This window comes from Streptomyces sp. Root1304, assembly GCF_001426405.1.
Classification (GTDB): Bacteria; Actinomycetota; Actinomycetes; order Streptomycetales; family Streptomycetaceae; genus Streptomyces.
Window position 1 is genome coordinate 208,144 of sequence record NZ_LMEP01000025.1, and the last position, 14,629, is coordinate 222,772.

A 14,629-nucleotide genomic window follows, 5' to 3' on the forward strand; every position below is an offset into this window, starting at 1 on the left:
CTACAGCACCAGCGACAGCAGCAGGACGAACACGATGCCGACGACCGAGATGATCGTCTCCATCACCGACCAGGTCTTGATCGTCTGGCCGACGCTCATCCCGAAGTACTCCTTCACCAGCCAGAACCCGGCGTCGTTGACGTGGCTGAAGAAGAGCGAGCCCGCGCCGATCGCGAGGACGAGCAGCGCCGTGTGGCTGGTCGACATGCCCTCCGCGAGCGGCGCCACGAGGCCCGCCGCCGAGATCGTCGCGACGGTCGCGGAGCCGGTCGCCAGCCGGATCGCGACGGCGATCAGCCAGGCGAGCAGCAGGGCCGGGATGGACCAGCTCTCGGAGAAGTCCAGGATCATCTGGCCGACGCCGATGTCGATCAGGGTCTGCTTGAAGCCGCCGCCCGCGCCGACGATCAGCAGGATGCCGGCGATGGGAGCGAGGGACTTCTCGACGGTCGAGGACAGCCGGTCCTTGGTGAAGCCGGCCGCCCGGCCCAGGGTGAACATGCCCACTATGACGGCGGCGAGCAGCGCGATCAGCGGAGAGCCGATGACGTCGGTGACCTTCTGGACGCCGTTCTCGGGGTCGTCGACGACGATGTCGACGAGCGCCTTGACCAGCATCAGGACGACGGGCAGCAGGATGGTCGCGACGGTGACGCCGAAGCCGGGGCGCTTCTCCAGGTCCTCGGAAGGACGGGTCGGGATCATCCGCTCGGGCGCCGGGATGTCCACCCAACGGGCGGCGTACCGGGAGAAGACCGGTCCGGCGATGATCACGGTCGGGACGGCGACGACGAGACCGAGGGCGAGCGTGACGCCCAGGTTGGCGCCGACCGCGTCGATCGCGACGAGCGGGCCGGGGTGCGGCGGGATGAGCCCGTGCATCACGGAGAGACCGGCGAGGGCCGGGATGCCGATCCGCATCAGGGAGTAGTTGCCGCGCTTGGCGACGAGCAGCACCACCGGGATCAGCAGCACGATGCCGACCTCGAAGAAGAGCGGCAGACCGATCACGGAGGCGATGAGGACCATCGCCCACGGCATGGCCCGGCCGCTCGCCCTGGCGAGGATCGTGTCGACGATCTGGTCGGCGCCGCCCGAGTCGGCGAGCAGCTTGCCGAGGATCGCGCCGAGGGCGATCAGCACGCCCACGCCGGCGACGGTGGCGCCGAGGCCGGTGGTGAAGGACTTGATGGTGTCCGCGAGCGGGGCGCCCGCGAACGCGCCGAGGGCGAGCGACCCGATGGTCAGGGCCAGGAAGGCGTGCAGCTTGAACTTGGTGATGAGCAGGACGATGACGGCGATGCCGGCGAGTACGGCGATGCCGAGCTGGGCGTTGCCTGCCGAGGTGATGGGTTCGGCGGCGTCCGCTGCCAGGATCTCGACGCTGAGACTGGTCACGGTGGGTCCTCGGGGTCAGTGGGTGAGCCGGCGCAGCGCGGCGGCGGCCCTGGCGGTGATCTCTTCGGGGGTGCCGGAGACGTCGACGGCGACGCCGGCCTCGTCGTCCTGCAGCGGCTGCAGGGTGGCGAACTGGGAGTCGAGGAGCGCCGTCGGCATGAAGTGGCCCTTGCGCCCGGCCATGCGTTCCTCGATGAGCTTCCGGTCACCGGTCAGATGGAGGAAGACGACACCGGGCGCGGCGGCACGCAGCCGGTCCCGGTAGCTCCGCTTCAGCGCGGAACTGCTCACCACCCCGCCGAGCCCGGCCCGGCGGTGCGCCCACTCCCCGATGGCGTCGAGCCAGGGCTCGCGGTCGGTGTCGTCCAGGGGGATGCCGGCCGTCATCTTGGCCACGTTCGCCGCCGGGTGGAAGTCGTCGCCCTCCGCGTAGGGGAGGCCGAGGGCTTCCGCGACCAGCGGGCCGATCGTGGTCTTGCCGGTTCCGGCGACGCCCATCACGACGACGACCGTCTTCGCCTCGGACTGGGGGGTGGTGCTCATGGTTGGTGCCTCGCTGTCTTCTTCGACATCGATCCGTCGCGCCCATGAAACCCATTGGGTACGACGTATTCAAGAGGCTGTGACATAAAAGTAGTACTTTTAATTCCCGATGTGATCATCCCGGCGGGCACGCATAGGCTTGCCACCATGACGACACCGGCCCAGGGGCTCCACTCCCACGTCCTCGCCACCCTGGGTCTCGCGATCACCGCGGGGGAGTACCCGCCCGGCACGGTGCTGCGCACCGACGAGCTGGCCCAGCGCTTCGACGTCTCCCGGACGGTGGTCCGCGAGGTCGTCCGCGTCCTGGAGTCCATGCACCTCGTCGAGTCCCGCCGCCGCGTCGGCGTGACCGTCCTGCCCACCGCCAGCTGGAACGTGTACGACCCCCAGGTCATCCGCTGGCGCCTCGCCGGCGCCGACCGGCCCCGCCAGCTCCGCTCGCTGACCGTGCTCCGCTCCGCCGTGGAGCCCGTCGCCGCCGGTCTGGCCGCGGTGAACGCCACCCCCGAGCAGTGCCGCGAGCTCACCGAGCAGGCCCTCGGCATGGTCGCCACCTCGCGCGGCCGGCGCCTGGAGGAGTACCTCGTCCACGACGTCGCCTTCCACCGGATCGTGCTCAACGCCTCGGGGAACGAGATGTTCGCCCGCCTCGGCGACGTCGTCGCCGAGGTCCTCACCGGCCGCACCCACCACCACGTGATGTTCGAGGACCCCGACCCGTCCGCCGTCACCCTGCACGTCCAGGTCGCCGAGGCGGTACGGGAGCGGGACGCGGCCCGCGCCGAGGAACTCACCCGGCAGATCGCGGTCGGCGCCCTCCAGGAACTGGACGTGCTGGCTCCGTGAGGCCCCGGCGCATCGCCGCGCAAGCGCCCGATATGCCGTTGCGTAAGCTCTGAACTAGCTCAAAAATGGGCGTTCAGTGACATCGGTCACAGTCAGTCACCGCTTCCTGCCGTGAGGATGTGCGCTGGCCGTACCCGGGAGACCCCCACACGGGTACGGCCGGGTACCGCACTGCCCCCTCACGAAGGCGAACAACTCCATGACTGACCGCGTCACCGCGGCCGAGCCGCTGTCCGCCGCACCGGCCGCGCCCGGCAGCCCCACGGCCGCCGCCCCCCACATCGACGCAGGCGACGCCGGCTACCGCAAGGACCTCAAGTCCCGGCACATCAACATGATCGCCATCGGTGGCGCCATCGGCACCGGCCTCTTCCTGGGCGCCGGCGGCCGCATGTCCCAGGCCGGCCCCTCCCTCTTCATCGCCTACGCCGTCTGCGGAGTCTTCGCCTTCTTCGTGGTGCGGGCCCTCGGCGAGCTGGTGCTCTACCGCCCCTCCTCCGGCGCCTTCGTCTCCTACGCCCGCGAGTTCATGGGCGAGAAGGGCGCCTACACGGCCGGCTGGCTGTACTTCCTCAACTGGTCGACCACCGCCGTCGCCGACATCACCGCCGCCGCGACCTACGCCCACTTCTGGGCGATGTTCAGCGACGTCCCCCAGTGGATCCTCGCCCTGATCGCCCTCGCGGTCGTCCTCGCCGCCAACCTCATCTCGGTGCGGTACTTCGGCGAGATGGAGTTCTGGTTCGCCATCATCAAGGTCGGCGCCCTCGTCGCCTTCATGCTCATCGGCATCTTCCTCGTCGTGACCTCGCACGACATCGGCGGCCACACCCCCGGCCTGTCCACCATCAGCGACAACGGCGGCATCTTCCCCAGCGGCGTCATGCCGATGCTGCTGCTCATCCAGGGCGTCGTCTTCGCCTACGCCTCCGTGGAACTCTGCGGCGTCGCCGCCGGTGAGACCGAGCACCCCGAGAAGATCATGCCGAAGGCGATCAACTCGATCATGTGGCGCGTCGGCCTCTTCTACGTCGGCTCCGTGGTCCTGCTCGCCCTGCTGCTGCCCTACACGGCGTACTCCGGCGACCAGAGCCCCTTCGTCACCGTCTTCGACAAGCTCGGCATCCCCGGCGCGGCCGGCGTGATGAACCTCGTCGTCCTCACCGCCGCCCTCTCCAGCCTCAACTCGGGCCTGTACTCCACCGGCCGCATCCTGCGCTCCATGTCGCTGGCCGGCTCCGCGCCGAAGTTCACCGGCGTCATGAACAAGGGCGGCGTCCCCTACGGCGGCATCCTGCTCACCGCCGGCTTCGGCGTCCTCGGCGTGGCCCTCAACTACGTCATGCCCGGCGAGGCCTTCGAACTCGTGCTGAACTTCGCCTCCATCGGCATCATCGGCACCTGGGCCATGATCATGGTCTGCTCGCTGCTCTTCTGGCGCCGCGCCCAGGAGGGCAAGGTCACCCGCCCCGGCTACAACCTGCCCTGGGCCCCGTACACCCAGATCGTGACCCTCGGCTTCCTCGCCTCCGTCCTCGTCCTCATGTGGATGGACGGCGGCGTCGGCCGCACCACCGTCGCCTGTCTGCCGCTCGTCGCGGCGGCCCTCGTCGGCGGCTGGTTCCTGGTCCGCGGCCGGGTCCGCGCGACCGCCGCGGCACACCGCGACTGAGCCCCCCCACGGGAACCGGAGGGACCCCCGCAGGCTCGTCCTGCGGGGGTCTCGCCTTTTGTCAGGAGATAGTGGTACGCAAGAGCCTTACAAGATCCGTTCGGAGGAAGGAAAGTTCGCCATGCCGCAGCACGTCCAGGGGGTCATCGCCCCCGGCAGGAACGAACCGGTACGGGTCGAGACGATCGTCATCCCCGACCCCGGCCCCGGTGAAGCCGTCGTGAAGATCCAGGCCTGCGGCGTCTGCCACACGGACCTGCACTACAAACAGGGTGCCATCAACGACGAGTTCCCCTTCCTGCTCGGCCACGAGGCCGCCGGAATCGTCGAGTCGGTCGGCGAGGGCGTCACCGACGTCGAGCCCGGCGACTACGTGATCCTCAACTGGCGCGCGGTGTGCGGCCAGTGCCGCGCCTGCCGCCGGGGCCGCCCCTGGTACTGCTTCGGCACCCACAACGCCAAGCAGCGGATGACCCTGCTCGACGGCACCGAACTCTCCCCGGCCCTCGGCATCGGCGCCTTCGCCGAGAAGACCCTGGTCGCCTCGGGACAGTGCACCAAGGTCGACCCCGCCGTCGCCCCCGAGGTCGCGGGCCTCCTCGGCTGCGGCGTCATGGCCGGCATCGGCGCCGCCATCAACACAGGCGACGTGGGCCGCGGCGACACCGTCGCCGTCATCGGCTGCGGAGGCGTCGGCGACGCCGCGATCGTCGGCTCCCGCCTCGCCGGAGCGGCGAAGATCATCGCCGTCGACATCGACGACCGCAAGCTGGAGACGGCGAAGGCGATGGGCGCCACCCACACCGTCAACTCCCGCTCCACCGACCCCGTCGAGGCCGTCCGCGAGCTCACCGGCGGCTTCGGCGCCGACGTCGTCATCGAGGCCGTCGGCCGCCCCGAGACGTACAAGCAGGCCTTCTACGCCCGCGACCTCGCCGGCACCGTCGTCCTCGTCGGCGTCCCCACCCCCGAGATGCAGCTCGAACTGCCCCTCCTCGACGTCTTCGGCCGCGGCGGCGCGCTCAAGTCCTCCTGGTACGGCGACTGCCTGCCCTCCCGCGACTTCCCGATGCTGATCGACCTGCACCAGCAGGGCCGCATCGACCTCGCCGCCTTCGTCACCGAGACCATCGGCCTCGGCGAGGTCGAGAAGGCCTTCGCCCGCATGCACGAGGGCGACGTCCTCCGCTCGGTGGTGGTGCTGTGATGGGCGCCCGCATCGACCACCTCGTCACCTCCGGCACCTTCAGCCTCGACGGCGGCACCTGGGAGGTCGACAACAACGTCTGGATCGTCGGCGACGACACCGAGGCCATCGTCATCGACGCCGCCCACGACGCCGACGCCATCCTCGCCGCCCTCGACGGCCGCGCCCTGCGCGCCATCGTGTGCACCCACGCCCACAACGACCACGTCGACGCGGCCCCGGCGCTCGCGGCCGCCACCGGCGCCCGCATTTTGCTCCACCCCGCCGACCAGCCGCTCTGGAAGCAGACCCACCCCGACCACAGCCCCGACGGCGAACTCGCCGACGGCCAGGTCCTCACCATCGCCGGCACCGACCTCACCGTGCTGCACACCCCCGGCCACGCCCCCGGCGCGGTCTCCCTCCACGCCCCGGAGCTGGGCACCGTCTTCACCGGCGACACCCTCTTCCAGGGCGGCCCCGGCGCCACCGGCCGCTCCTTCTCGGACTTCCCGACGATCGTCGGCTCGATCCGAGCGAAGCTCCTCACCCTGCCCCCGGAGACGGTGGTACGGACGGGGCACGGCGACACCACCACCATCGGCGCCGAGGCCCCGCACCTCCAGGAGTGGATCAGCCGGGGCCACTGAGAGTCAGCCGGCTCTCGAAACGCAGCTCGTCACCCGTGAACGGGTCGGTGAACTCCAGCGTCCGCGCGAGCAGTCGCAGCGGACGCGCGAAGTCCTCCGGCCCGTCCGCGCGGACCACCGGATAGACCGGATCGTGCAGGATCGGCAGCCCCAGCGCGTTCATGTGCACCCGCAGCTGATGCGTCCGCCCGGTCTCCGGCACCAGCCGGTACCGCCCGAGCCCGCCGGCGTGCCCGAGCAGCTCGATCCGGCTCTCCGCGTTCGGCTCGCCGCCCGGCACCTCCCGGGCGGCCATCACCCCGCGCTCCTTCTCGATCCGGCTCCGCAGGGTCACCGGCAGCGCCACCGCCGGGTCGTACGGCGCCACCGCCTCGTACTCCTTGCGCACCCGCCGGTCCCGGAACAGCGTCTGGTACGCCCCCCGGTCCTCCGGACGCACGACACAGAGCACCAGCCCCGCCGTCAGCCGGTCGAGCCGGTGCGCGGGCTGGAGGAACGGCAGCCCCAGCTCCCGCCGCAGCCGCGCGAGCGCGGTCTCGGTCACATGCCGGCCCCGGGGCATCGTGGCGAGGAAGTGCGGCTTGTCGGCGACCACGATCCGCTCGTCGCGGTGCACGACCCCGACCGGGAACGGCACGGGCTCCTCCACCGGGAAGTCCCGGTGGAACCAGAGATACCGGCCCACGGTGTACGGATCGTCCCCGGCCACGGGCCCGTCGACCCCGACGAACCGGCCCTCGCGCAGCATCTCCTCGACCCGCCCGGCCCCGACGGCCGTCGCGTACCGGTCGAGCAGATGGTCCCGTACGGTCGCCCACGTCCCGTCCGGATCGTCGGGAAGCCGCACGCGGACGGCGTCGATCCCGTCCCGCTGGGGCAGTGGCGCGGCCGGCGCCTTCGCTCTCCGTCTCACCGCTCCGCCTCGTGCCCGCACGTACAAAAGCGGAGTGTCCGAGGGGGGACTTGAACCCCCACGCCCGATAAAGGGCACTAGCACCTCAAGCTAGCGCGTCTGCCATTCCGCCACCCGGACAAGGTGTCTGTCTTCCTGGCCGCTCGGCCCTTCCGACGTGGAAAACAATAGCAAACATCTGGGGTGGTCGATCACCACCCCGGTGGGCCCCCGTCACGGCCCCGTCGTGTGACGGGCGGATGTCGGCCGAGGGCCGCCCTTGGGCGCGGGCGGGGGCACGCGGGAGGATGGGCGGGCACCGAAGCAATCACGTGGGGCACGTAGTGGGAGGAAGCAGCGTGAGCGAGTCGAACACCGGCCGGACCGTCACCGCGGAGAACGAGGTCGTGGACCTCTGTCGCGACCTCATCCGCATCGACACCAGCAACTACGGGGACCACTCCGGTCCCGGCGAGCGGGCGGCCGCGGAGTACATCGCCGAGAAGCTCGCGGAGGTCGGACTCGAACCGAAGGTCATCGAGTCGCACCAGGGGCGGGCCTCCACGGTCGCCCGCATCGAGGGCGAGGACCCGTCCCGGCCGGCCCTGCTCATCCACGGCCACACCGACGTCGTCCCCGCCAACGCCGAGGACTGGACCCACCACCCCTTCTCGGGGGAGATCGCGGACGGCTGCGTCTGGGGCCGCGGCGCCGTCGACATGAAGGACATGGACGCGATGACCCTCGCGGTCGTACGGGACCGGCTGCGCAGCGGCCGCAAGCCCCCGCGCGACATCGTCCTCGCCTTCCTCGCCGACGAGGAGGCCGGCGGCACCTACGGCGCCCGGCACCTGGTCGACAAGCACCGGGACCTCTTCGACGGGGTCACCGAGGCGATCGGCGAGGTCGGCGGCTTCTCCTTCACGGTCAACGAGAACCTGCGGCTCTACCTGGTCGAGACGGCCCAGAAGGGCATGCACTGGATGCGGCTGACCGTCGAGGGCACGGCCGGACACGGCTCGATGACCAATGACGACAACGCGATCACCGAGCTGTGCGAGGCCGTCGGCCGCCTCGGCCGCCACCAGTGGCCGGTCAGGGTCACCAAGACCGTCCGCTCCTTCCTGGACGAGCTGTCGGACGCGCTGGGCACCCCGCTCGACCCCGAGGACATGGACGGCACCCTCGCCAAGCTCGGCGGCATCGCCAAGATGGTCGGCGCCACCCTGCGGAACTCGGCCGCCCCGACCATGCTCGGCGCCGGCTACAAGGTGAACGTGATCCCCGGCCAGGCCACCGCGCACGTCGACGGCCGCTTCCTGCCCGGCTACGAGCAGGAGTTCCTGGCCGACCTCGACCGGATCCTCGGACCGAACGTGAAGCGCGAGGACGTGCACGGCGACAAGGCCCTGGAGACCAGCTTCGACGGCGCCCTGGTGGACGCCATGCAGCTGGCGCTCCGTGCGGAGGACCCGATCGCCCGCGCCGTGCCGTACATGCTCTCCGGCGGCACCGACGCGAAGTCCTTCGACGACCTCGGCATCCGCTGCTTCGGCTTCGCGCCGCTCCAGCTGCCCCCGGAGCTCGACTTCGCGGGCATGTTCCACGGCGTGGACGAGCGGGTGCCCGTGGACGGCCTGAAGTTCGGCGCGCGGGTGCTGGACCGGTTCATCGACGCCTGCTGAAGCCGACCGCCGAATTCGTCCGCGCGTTTGCATGTGACCGGAAAGAGTGAATGAACACGGGGGCTCGTAGCCCCCACCATTCCCCCTCGTTACAGGTGTTGCGGTCCGCGGCTGGGACCGCGCTTTCCAACTAGGAGGAATAATGATCAAGAAGGTCGTCGCTGCTGCGGCTGCCACTGGCGGTCTCGTTCTCGCGGGTGCGGGCATGGCCGTTGCCGACGCGGGTGCCCAGGGTGCCGCCATCGGTTCCCCCGGTGTCCTCTCGGGCAACGTCGTCCAGGTTCCGGTTCACGTCCCCGTGAACCTGTGCGGCAACACGGTCTCCGTGATCGGCCTGCTGAACCCCGCCTTCGGCAACACCTGCGTCAACGCCTGACGCTGTGCCTCGCCCGTGAGGGTGTGAGCCGGTCCGGCCCCGGAGTGCGTGCCATGCACTCCGGGGCCGGTGGCCATTTCCGCCCCGGGTCCTCGGGCCCGGTGGCACTCTTTCGAAGCCGAGCAGGCAGGGAACAAGCTATGCGACAGGTCACGCGCAAGGGTCTGGTCACCGTTGCGGCAGCCGGCGGCGTCTTCGCCGCCGTCGGTGGCGGATACGCGCACGCCGATTCGGGTGCGTACGGTACGGCCACGAATTCCCCGGGCGTCGCGTCCGGCAATTCCGTCCAGGTCCCGGTGCACGTACCGGTGAACGCCTGCGGAAACACCGTCAACGTCGTCGGACTGCTGAATCCGGCGATGGGAAACACCTGTGCCAACACCTCGAAGCCCGGCGGGCCGGGGGGCGGCTCGTCCGCCGGTGGGCACACCAGCGACTCTCCCGGGGTCGGCTCCGGCAACACCGTCGAGGTGCCGGTCGACGTCCCGGTGAACGTGTGCGGCAACAGCGTCACGGGCATCGGCCTGGGCAACGCCGTCGCGGGCAACGACTGCGCGAACGGCGCGGACGGCGGCTACGGGGACGACGACGGCGGCTACGGGGACGACGACGGCGGCTACGGGGACGACGGCGGGGACACGGGCTACGGGGAGGAGACCCCGGGCACTCCCGGCACCCCCGGCACGCCGGGAACCCCCGGTACTCCCGGCACGCCGGGAACCCCCGGAACTCCCGGCACCCCCGGTCACCCGGGTACGCCCGGCACCCCCGGCGGCGAGGTCGGGCCGAACACGCCCGGTACGCACGTCGTCACCCCGCCGAAGGCCGTGGAGGAGCTCGCCGAGACCGGTTCCGGCCCGCTCGGCGTGATCGTCCCCGCCGGGGCCGGTCTGCTGCTGGCCGGTTCGCTGATCTACCGCCGCGCCCGCAGCGCCGCCTGAGGTCACGCACCACGCACAAGGGGCCCCGCGCACCGCGGGGCCCCTTCTCGATGTCCGCTTCCGCTACCAGGTCGCCCGGACCTGGCGGATGATCCGACGCTTCAGCCGCACCCTGCGGCTCCCGTCCCGGTGCAGGCTCAGACGGTCCAACTCCCAGTGTCCGTACTCGGCATGGTCGGTCAGCAGCCGCGCCGCCTCCTTGCGGGAGACGCCGCGCGGCACGTACACGTCGACAAATTCGTATTCCGGCATCGCATCTATTGTGCGGGCACCGGCCCGGTACGGATAGCGTCTGTCCCATGTCTGATGCTGCGCAGCCCACCGCTGCCGAGGTACGCGCCGCCGCCGAGGCGGTCAAAGCCGCACTGGACCGTCACCTCGCGGCGGTCGAACGCCGCACGGGGGACGACGACACGGCCGTCTACGAAGCCTTCAACGCCCTCGCCACGGCGGCCGAGGCGTACGACGAACTCCTCTACGACCGCTACGACGAGGTCACCCCCTTCGAGATCCCCGGAGCGGACGGCGCCCTGCCGCCCTATGCCGGACCTGACGAACCCCATGCCCTCAGCCTGCTGATCCGCCGCGACTACGCCGTGGCGGAGCCCCAACGACTGCTCGCCCAGGCCCGCCGTCTCACCGAGATCGACGGCCCGGCCGACACCACGGGACCGGCCGCCAGGGCCGGTGTCTCGCCGCTCGCCGCGCTCGGCGTGCTCTTCGGCGAGTACGAACCGGACGAGATCGCCTCCCGGCACAAGGAATTCGGCCTGGAGGAGGGCGACTCCACGCTCTGGGTCACCGCCGCCGAGGAACTCCCGGAACCGGGGGAGTGGCTCAACGCCCCCTTCGACCACGCCGATCCGGAACGGATCGTCTGCCGCTTCGACGTCAGCTCCGTCTTCGACGAGGACGAGGACGGCGACGGGGCGGGCGACGGCGGCGGGAAGGAACGGGCCGGCGGCTCCGGCTCCTGACGGGACGGAGAGCCGGGGGAGACGGCGGAGGGCCGGGACACCACGATCGGTGTCCCGGCCCTCCGCCGGTCCGTCCCCGTCCTACTCCTCGGGCACGGCGAGCAGCGCCTCCAGGAGCGGCCTCAGCCGCGTCGTACGCTCCGGGGCCACCCCCTCGGCCACCGCACGCGGCAGCGCCTGGTCCACGCCGTGCACGACCGACAGATGGCGCTCCGCCCGGCCGAAGGCCGTGTACACCCACGGCCTGCTCAGGCCCCCGGCAGCATCGCCGGGCAGCACCACGACCACGGCGGGCCAGCGCGTCCCGGCCGCCTGGTGGGCGGTGAGCGCCCAGCCGTGCCGCAGCGCCGACTCCACCCGGTCCCGGGGGACGAGGACCTCCTCGTCCGCGCACCGCAGCCGCAGGCCCTCGGCCTCGGCCGACAGGACCGTGCCCGTCACCGTCCGCCCCGGCACCGGCGCGTACGCCACCCGGTCGCCCGGGTCGTAGCCGCCGAAGCGGCCGGGGCCGGGGTTGAGGCGCTGCTTGAGCGCCGCGTTCAGCGCGCGCGTACCGGCCGAGCCGCCGTGGCCGACCGTGAGGACCTGCGTCTGCTCCGCGGGCACCCCGATCGCCCTCGGCACCGAGTCGGCCACCAGCTGGACCGTACGGTGCACGGCCTCGCCGGCGTCCCGCACGGGGACGATCACGATCTCCTTGCCGGGGGCCTCGACCTGGTTCAGCTCCCCGGCGCCGATGCCCGAGACCAGCTCGCCGAGCGGCCCCGGGTCGGGCAGCCGGGAGGCGATCCGGGGGCACACCCGGGCGGCGAGCACATCGGAGAAGACCCGCCCCGCACCGGGCGCGCCGAGCACCTCCGGGTCGCCGCTCAGCACCAGACGGCAGCCGTCAGGAAGGGACTCCACGAGCATCGCGGCCGTCTCGACGTCCAGCTGCGGCGCGTCGAGCACCACCAGGAGGTCCAGCGCGAAGGCGCCGTCCTCGTCGCGGCCGGGACCCGCCGTACCGGAGAGCAGCCCGGCGACCGTCAGGGCGTCCGCCCCCGCGGCCCCGAGGGCGCGGCGTCCGCCGTCGGCGTGGACGGCGACCAGGGTGCGCAGCCCGCGCGCGCGGGCCGCCGCCGCGAGGGCCACCGGCTCGGCGCGGGAGGCCTCGCCGCCCGTGTGCAGCACGAGGCCGTGCGCACCGGCGGCGCGCTCCAGCTCGGAGCCGTCCCAGTCGTCGGCCGTCGCCGTCCTGACCAGCCGGGCGAGACCGTCCGCGAGGCTCTCCTCCGCGAGCGCGTACCGGTCGAGCCCGAGCAGCACGGGCGGGGCGGGCTCCTCGGCGACCGGCGCCGCGGGCTCCAGATCCTCCTCGTCCTCCTCCGGCTCCTCCGCCGGGGGTTCCTCCTCCTGGAAGACGAGGACGGCGCCCGCGGAGATCGCCTCCTCGACGGCCGCCTCGGGGTCGGGCACCCGGTGCCCGGTGAGTTCGGCGCGCACGGCCCCGATCTCCAGGGCGGTGTGTCCCTGGAGCGCGGCCCGCTCCAGCAGCCACACGGTCAGGGCGACGGTGCGGCGCGGGTCGTCGGGGCCGCACGCGGCACCGAGCAGCGCCCGCGCGAAGCCGTCGGCCTGCTCAGGGCGCACCCCGGGCACCGCGAGCAGCTGCCAGGGGTCGTCGAGCAGGGCCGCGGCCGCGCCTTCGCCGAGGGTGCCGGCGACCTGCCCGGCGAGCGCCTCGGGCGCACCGCCCTTGGCCAGGACCTCCCGTACGGCCTCGGTGGTGCCGGGAGCCGGTACCGGGGCACGCGGGGGCGCGGGGGGCCGTACGGTCGCGGCCGGGGACGCCTCGGGCGAAGGGCGCCGGGGGGCGGGCTCGGGGGCCTCGTAGAACGCGGTGCCCGGCGCGGACCCGCCCTCGACGGCCCGCACGGCGGCGAGGAGGTCGGCCGCCGTGCCGCTCAGCTTGGCGCCGCTCGCGACCGTCCCCTCCTTCTCGGCCTTCCGCGCCTCGATCCTGGCCCGCAGCTCCCGCTGCGCGGCGAGCTCGGCCTGAGCGTCACTCAACTCGGGCGTGGCGGGGGTCTCGGCGGCGGCGGTGCCCTCGGCAGCGGCCTCGGCACCCTCGGCCCCGGTGTCGTCGCCACCGGCTGCCTCGGGCTCCTCCTCGTCCCCGGTGTCGTCGGCGGGCTCGTCGCCCGTCCCCTCGGCCGTCCCGTCGCTCGTCCCGTCCGGCGCGGCGGGCTCCTCGGCGGGGTCCCCGACCGCGACCGGTGCCGTGGCGTCGGCTTGCCCGTCGGAGGCGGCGGCCCCCTGCGCGTCCTCGGTCGGCTCCACGTCCTCGGGTGCCTCGGGCGCGGTCTCCCCGGAAGGCTCGGTCACAAGGTGCTCCAGTCGTGATCCGGATAGCGGTGCACGGGCGCCGACACATCGTCCAGCGCCCGACAGATCTCGTCAGGAAGACTAAGGGTCTCCACCGACAACGCGGCCGTGAGCTGGCGTGCCGTGCGCGCGCCGACGATCGGGGCGGTCACTCCGGGCCGGTCGCGGACCCAGGCGAGCGCCACGTGCAGCGGGGTCGTCGAGAGGCCCTCGGCGGCGGTCGCGACGGCGTCCACGATCCGGCTCGCCGCCTCGTCCAGGTACGGCTCCACGAAGGGCGCCATGGTCTCTGAGGCGCCCCGCGAGTCCGTCGGGGTCCCGCTGCGGTACTTGCCCGTCAGGACCCCGCGTCCGAGCGGTGACGAGGGCAGCAGGCCTATCCCGAGGTCCCGGGCGGCGGGCAGCACCTCGCGCTCCACGCCCCGCTGGAGCAGCGAGTACTCCAGCTGCGCCCCGGCCAGCCGGGTCCGGTCCCCGGCGAGCTGCCAGGTGCCCGCCTTGGCGAGCTGCCAGCCGCAGAAGTTCGACACGCCCGCGTACCGCGCCCGCCCGCTGCGCACGGCGATGTCGAGGGCCTGGAGGGACTCCTCCAGGGGTGTGTACGGGTCGAAGGCGTGCAGCTGCCACAGGTCGACGTGGTCGGTGCCGAGCCGGGCGAGGGAGGCGTCGAGCGCGGCGAGCAGATGCCCCCGCGAGCCGTCCGTGCGCCGGTCGGGGTCCGGCACGCTGCCCGCCTTGGTCGACAGGACGAGGTCCTGCCGGGAGACGAGCCGCTCCATCAGACGCCCGAGCAGGTACTCGGCCTCGCCCCCGCCGTACACGTCGGCGGTGTCCACGAGCGTGCCGCCCGCGTCCCAGAACGCCTTCAACTGCTCGGCGGCGTCGTGCTCGTCGGTGTCCCGGCCCCAGGTGAGGGTGCCGAGTCCGATGCGCGACACACGCAGGCCGGTACGTCCGAGATGCCTCTGCTCCATGGGCGCGAGATTACTGGCCAGGGCACCACGCGGAGAGAGCCTGTGGACAACCACGTCCTGACGGATGTCCCGCCCGCGCGCTAGAGTCCGGCCCAAAGGGACGTTACTGATGGGTAAGG

General features: G+C 72.3%; 14 protein-coding genes and 1 tRNA gene. 8 read left to right on the forward strand and 7 right to left on the reverse strand.

Features of this window, described 5'->3' with window-relative positions:
* Together ASD33_RS27605 and ASD33_RS27610 are read right to left on the reverse strand one after the other, a co-directional pair.
* Positions 1 to 1,398 carry a gluconate:H+ symporter gene (locus ASD33_RS27605; RefSeq protein ID WP_056566255.1) on the reverse strand — a complete coding sequence of 466 codons (1,398 nt, stop codon included), beginning with the start codon at positions 1,396 to 1,398 and terminating at the stop codon, positions 1 to 3.
* Between the two features lie 15 nt (positions 1,399 to 1,413).
* Positions 1,414 to 1,941, reverse strand: coding sequence for a gluconokinase (locus ASD33_RS27610; RefSeq protein WP_056566259.1), 528 nt, complete (start codon positions 1,939 to 1,941; stop codon positions 1,414 to 1,416).
* A 147-nt stretch (positions 1,942 to 2,088) separates the two neighbouring features.
* Between ASD33_RS27610 and ASD33_RS27615 the strand changes: the two genes are divergently transcribed.
* From ASD33_RS27615 to ASD33_RS27630, 4 genes are all read left to right on the forward strand, one after another.
* Positions 2,089 to 2,790 carry an FCD domain-containing protein gene (locus ASD33_RS27615; RefSeq protein WP_056566262.1) on the forward strand — a complete coding sequence of 234 codons (702 nt, stop codon included), beginning with the start codon at positions 2,089 to 2,091 and terminating at the stop codon, positions 2,788 to 2,790.
* A 199-nt stretch (positions 2,791 to 2,989) separates the two neighbouring features.
* A complete protein-coding gene (locus tag ASD33_RS27620) occupies positions 2,990 to 4,462 on the forward strand; it encodes an amino acid permease (protein WP_056566265.1) in 1,473 nt (490 codons plus the stop codon).
* 121 nt (positions 4,463 to 4,583) lie between these two features.
* Complete coding sequence (locus ASD33_RS27625; RefSeq protein ID WP_056566268.1) at positions 4,584 to 5,669, forward strand: S-(hydroxymethyl)mycothiol dehydrogenase; 1,086 nt, start codon at positions 4,584 to 4,586, stop codon at positions 5,667 to 5,669.
* Positions 5,669 to 6,298 (forward strand): MBL fold metallo-hydrolase, encoded by a 630-nt coding sequence (locus ASD33_RS27630; protein ID WP_056566270.1) that lies wholly within the window; start codon positions 5,669 to 5,671, stop codon positions 6,296 to 6,298. The genes ASD33_RS27625 and ASD33_RS27630 overlap by 1 nt, the downstream gene beginning before the upstream one ends.
* Here the strand turns inward: ASD33_RS27630 and ASD33_RS27635 are convergent.
* A complete protein-coding gene (locus ASD33_RS27635; RefSeq protein WP_056566273.1) occupies positions 6,282 to 7,211 on the reverse strand; it encodes a pseudouridine synthase in 930 nt (309 codons plus the stop codon). The two genes, ASD33_RS27630 and ASD33_RS27635, sit on opposite strands and share 17 nt — an antisense overlap.
* Positions 7,212 to 7,246: 35 nt before the next feature.
* A tRNA-Leu gene (locus ASD33_RS27640) sits at positions 7,247 to 7,331 on the reverse strand.
* Positions 7,332 to 7,549: 218 nt separating this feature from the next.
* On the opposite strand from ASD33_RS27640, the gene ASD33_RS27645 reads away from it, so the two are divergent.
* The 3 genes from ASD33_RS27645 to ASD33_RS27655 all read left to right on the forward strand — a co-directional run bounded on the left by ASD33_RS27645 (position 7,550) and on the right by ASD33_RS27655 (position 10,192).
* Positions 7,550 to 8,875, forward strand: coding sequence for a M20/M25/M40 family metallo-hydrolase (locus ASD33_RS27645; protein ID WP_056566276.1), 1,326 nt, complete (start codon positions 7,550 to 7,552; stop codon positions 8,873 to 8,875).
* Between the two features lie 142 nt (positions 8,876 to 9,017).
* Positions 9,018 to 9,251, forward strand: a complete 234-nt coding sequence (gene chpH, locus ASD33_RS27650) for a chaplin ChpH (RefSeq protein WP_030218232.1) — start codon at positions 9,018 to 9,020, stop codon at positions 9,249 to 9,251.
* A gap of 140 nt (positions 9,252 to 9,391) precedes the next feature.
* Entirely contained in the window at positions 9,392 to 10,192 is an 801-nt protein-coding gene (locus tag ASD33_RS27655; protein ID WP_056566278.1) for a chaplin, read from the forward strand.
* A gap of 63 nt (positions 10,193 to 10,255) precedes the next feature.
* On the opposite strand, the gene ASD33_RS27660 is transcribed toward ASD33_RS27655, so the two are convergent.
* A complete protein-coding gene (locus ASD33_RS27660; protein WP_030692832.1) occupies positions 10,256 to 10,444 on the reverse strand; it encodes a DUF5703 family protein in 189 nt (62 codons plus the stop codon).
* A 47-nt stretch (positions 10,445 to 10,491) separates the two neighbouring features.
* Between ASD33_RS27660 and ASD33_RS27665 the strand changes: the two genes are divergently transcribed.
* Entirely contained in the window at positions 10,492 to 11,169 is a 678-nt protein-coding gene (locus ASD33_RS27665; RefSeq protein WP_056566284.1) for a hypothetical protein, read from the forward strand.
* A gap of 81 nt (positions 11,170 to 11,250) precedes the next feature.
* Here ASD33_RS27665 and ASD33_RS27670 read toward each other — a convergent pair whose 3' ends face one another.
* Both ASD33_RS27670 and ASD33_RS27675 read right to left on the reverse strand, forming a co-directional pair.
* A complete protein-coding gene (locus ASD33_RS27670) occupies positions 11,251 to 13,536 on the reverse strand; it encodes a helix-hairpin-helix domain-containing protein (protein WP_056566285.1) in 2,286 nt (761 codons plus the stop codon).
* Entirely contained in the window at positions 13,533 to 14,510 is a 978-nt protein-coding gene (locus ASD33_RS27675) for an aldo/keto reductase (protein ID WP_056566288.1), read from the reverse strand. The genes ASD33_RS27670 and ASD33_RS27675 overlap by 4 nt, the downstream gene beginning before the upstream one ends.
* Between the last annotated feature and the right edge of the window lie 119 nt (positions 14,511 to 14,629).

What these genes read in the sequence shown, in the direction of transcription:
- ASD33_RS27610 (WP_056566259.1), bottom strand. Translation starts at nt 1,941, where the DNA reads ATGAGCACCACCCCCCAGTCCGAGGCGAAGACGGTCGTCGTCGTGATG.
- ASD33_RS27615 (WP_056566262.1), top strand. Translation starts at nt 2,089, where the DNA reads ATGACGACACCGGCCCAGGGGCTCCACTCCCACGTCCTCGCCACCCTG.
- ASD33_RS27620 (WP_056566265.1), top strand. Translation starts at nt 2,990, where the DNA reads ATGACTGACCGCGTCACCGCGGCCGAGCCGCTGTCCGCCGCACCGGCC.
- ASD33_RS27625 (WP_056566268.1), top strand. Translation starts at nt 4,584, where the DNA reads ATGCCGCAGCACGTCCAGGGGGTCATCGCCCCCGGCAGGAACGAACCG.
- ASD33_RS27630 (WP_056566270.1), top strand. Translation starts at nt 5,669, where the DNA reads ATGGGCGCCCGCATCGACCACCTCGTCACCTCCGGCACCTTCAGCCTC.
- chpH (WP_030218232.1), top strand. Translation starts at nt 9,018, where the DNA reads ATGATCAAGAAGGTCGTCGCTGCTGCGGCTGCCACTGGCGGTCTCGTT.
- ASD33_RS27655 (WP_056566278.1), top strand. Translation starts at nt 9,392, where the DNA reads ATGCGACAGGTCACGCGCAAGGGTCTGGTCACCGTTGCGGCAGCCGGC.
- ASD33_RS27660 (WP_030692832.1), bottom strand. Translation starts at nt 10,444, where the DNA reads ATGCCGGAATACGAATTTGTCGACGTGTACGTGCCGCGCGGCGTCTCC.
- ASD33_RS27665 (WP_056566284.1), top strand. Translation starts at nt 10,492, where the DNA reads ATGTCTGATGCTGCGCAGCCCACCGCTGCCGAGGTACGCGCCGCCGCC.
- ASD33_RS27675 (WP_056566288.1), bottom strand. Translation starts at nt 14,510, where the DNA reads ATGGAGCAGAGGCATCTCGGACGTACCGGCCTGCGTGTGTCGCGCATC.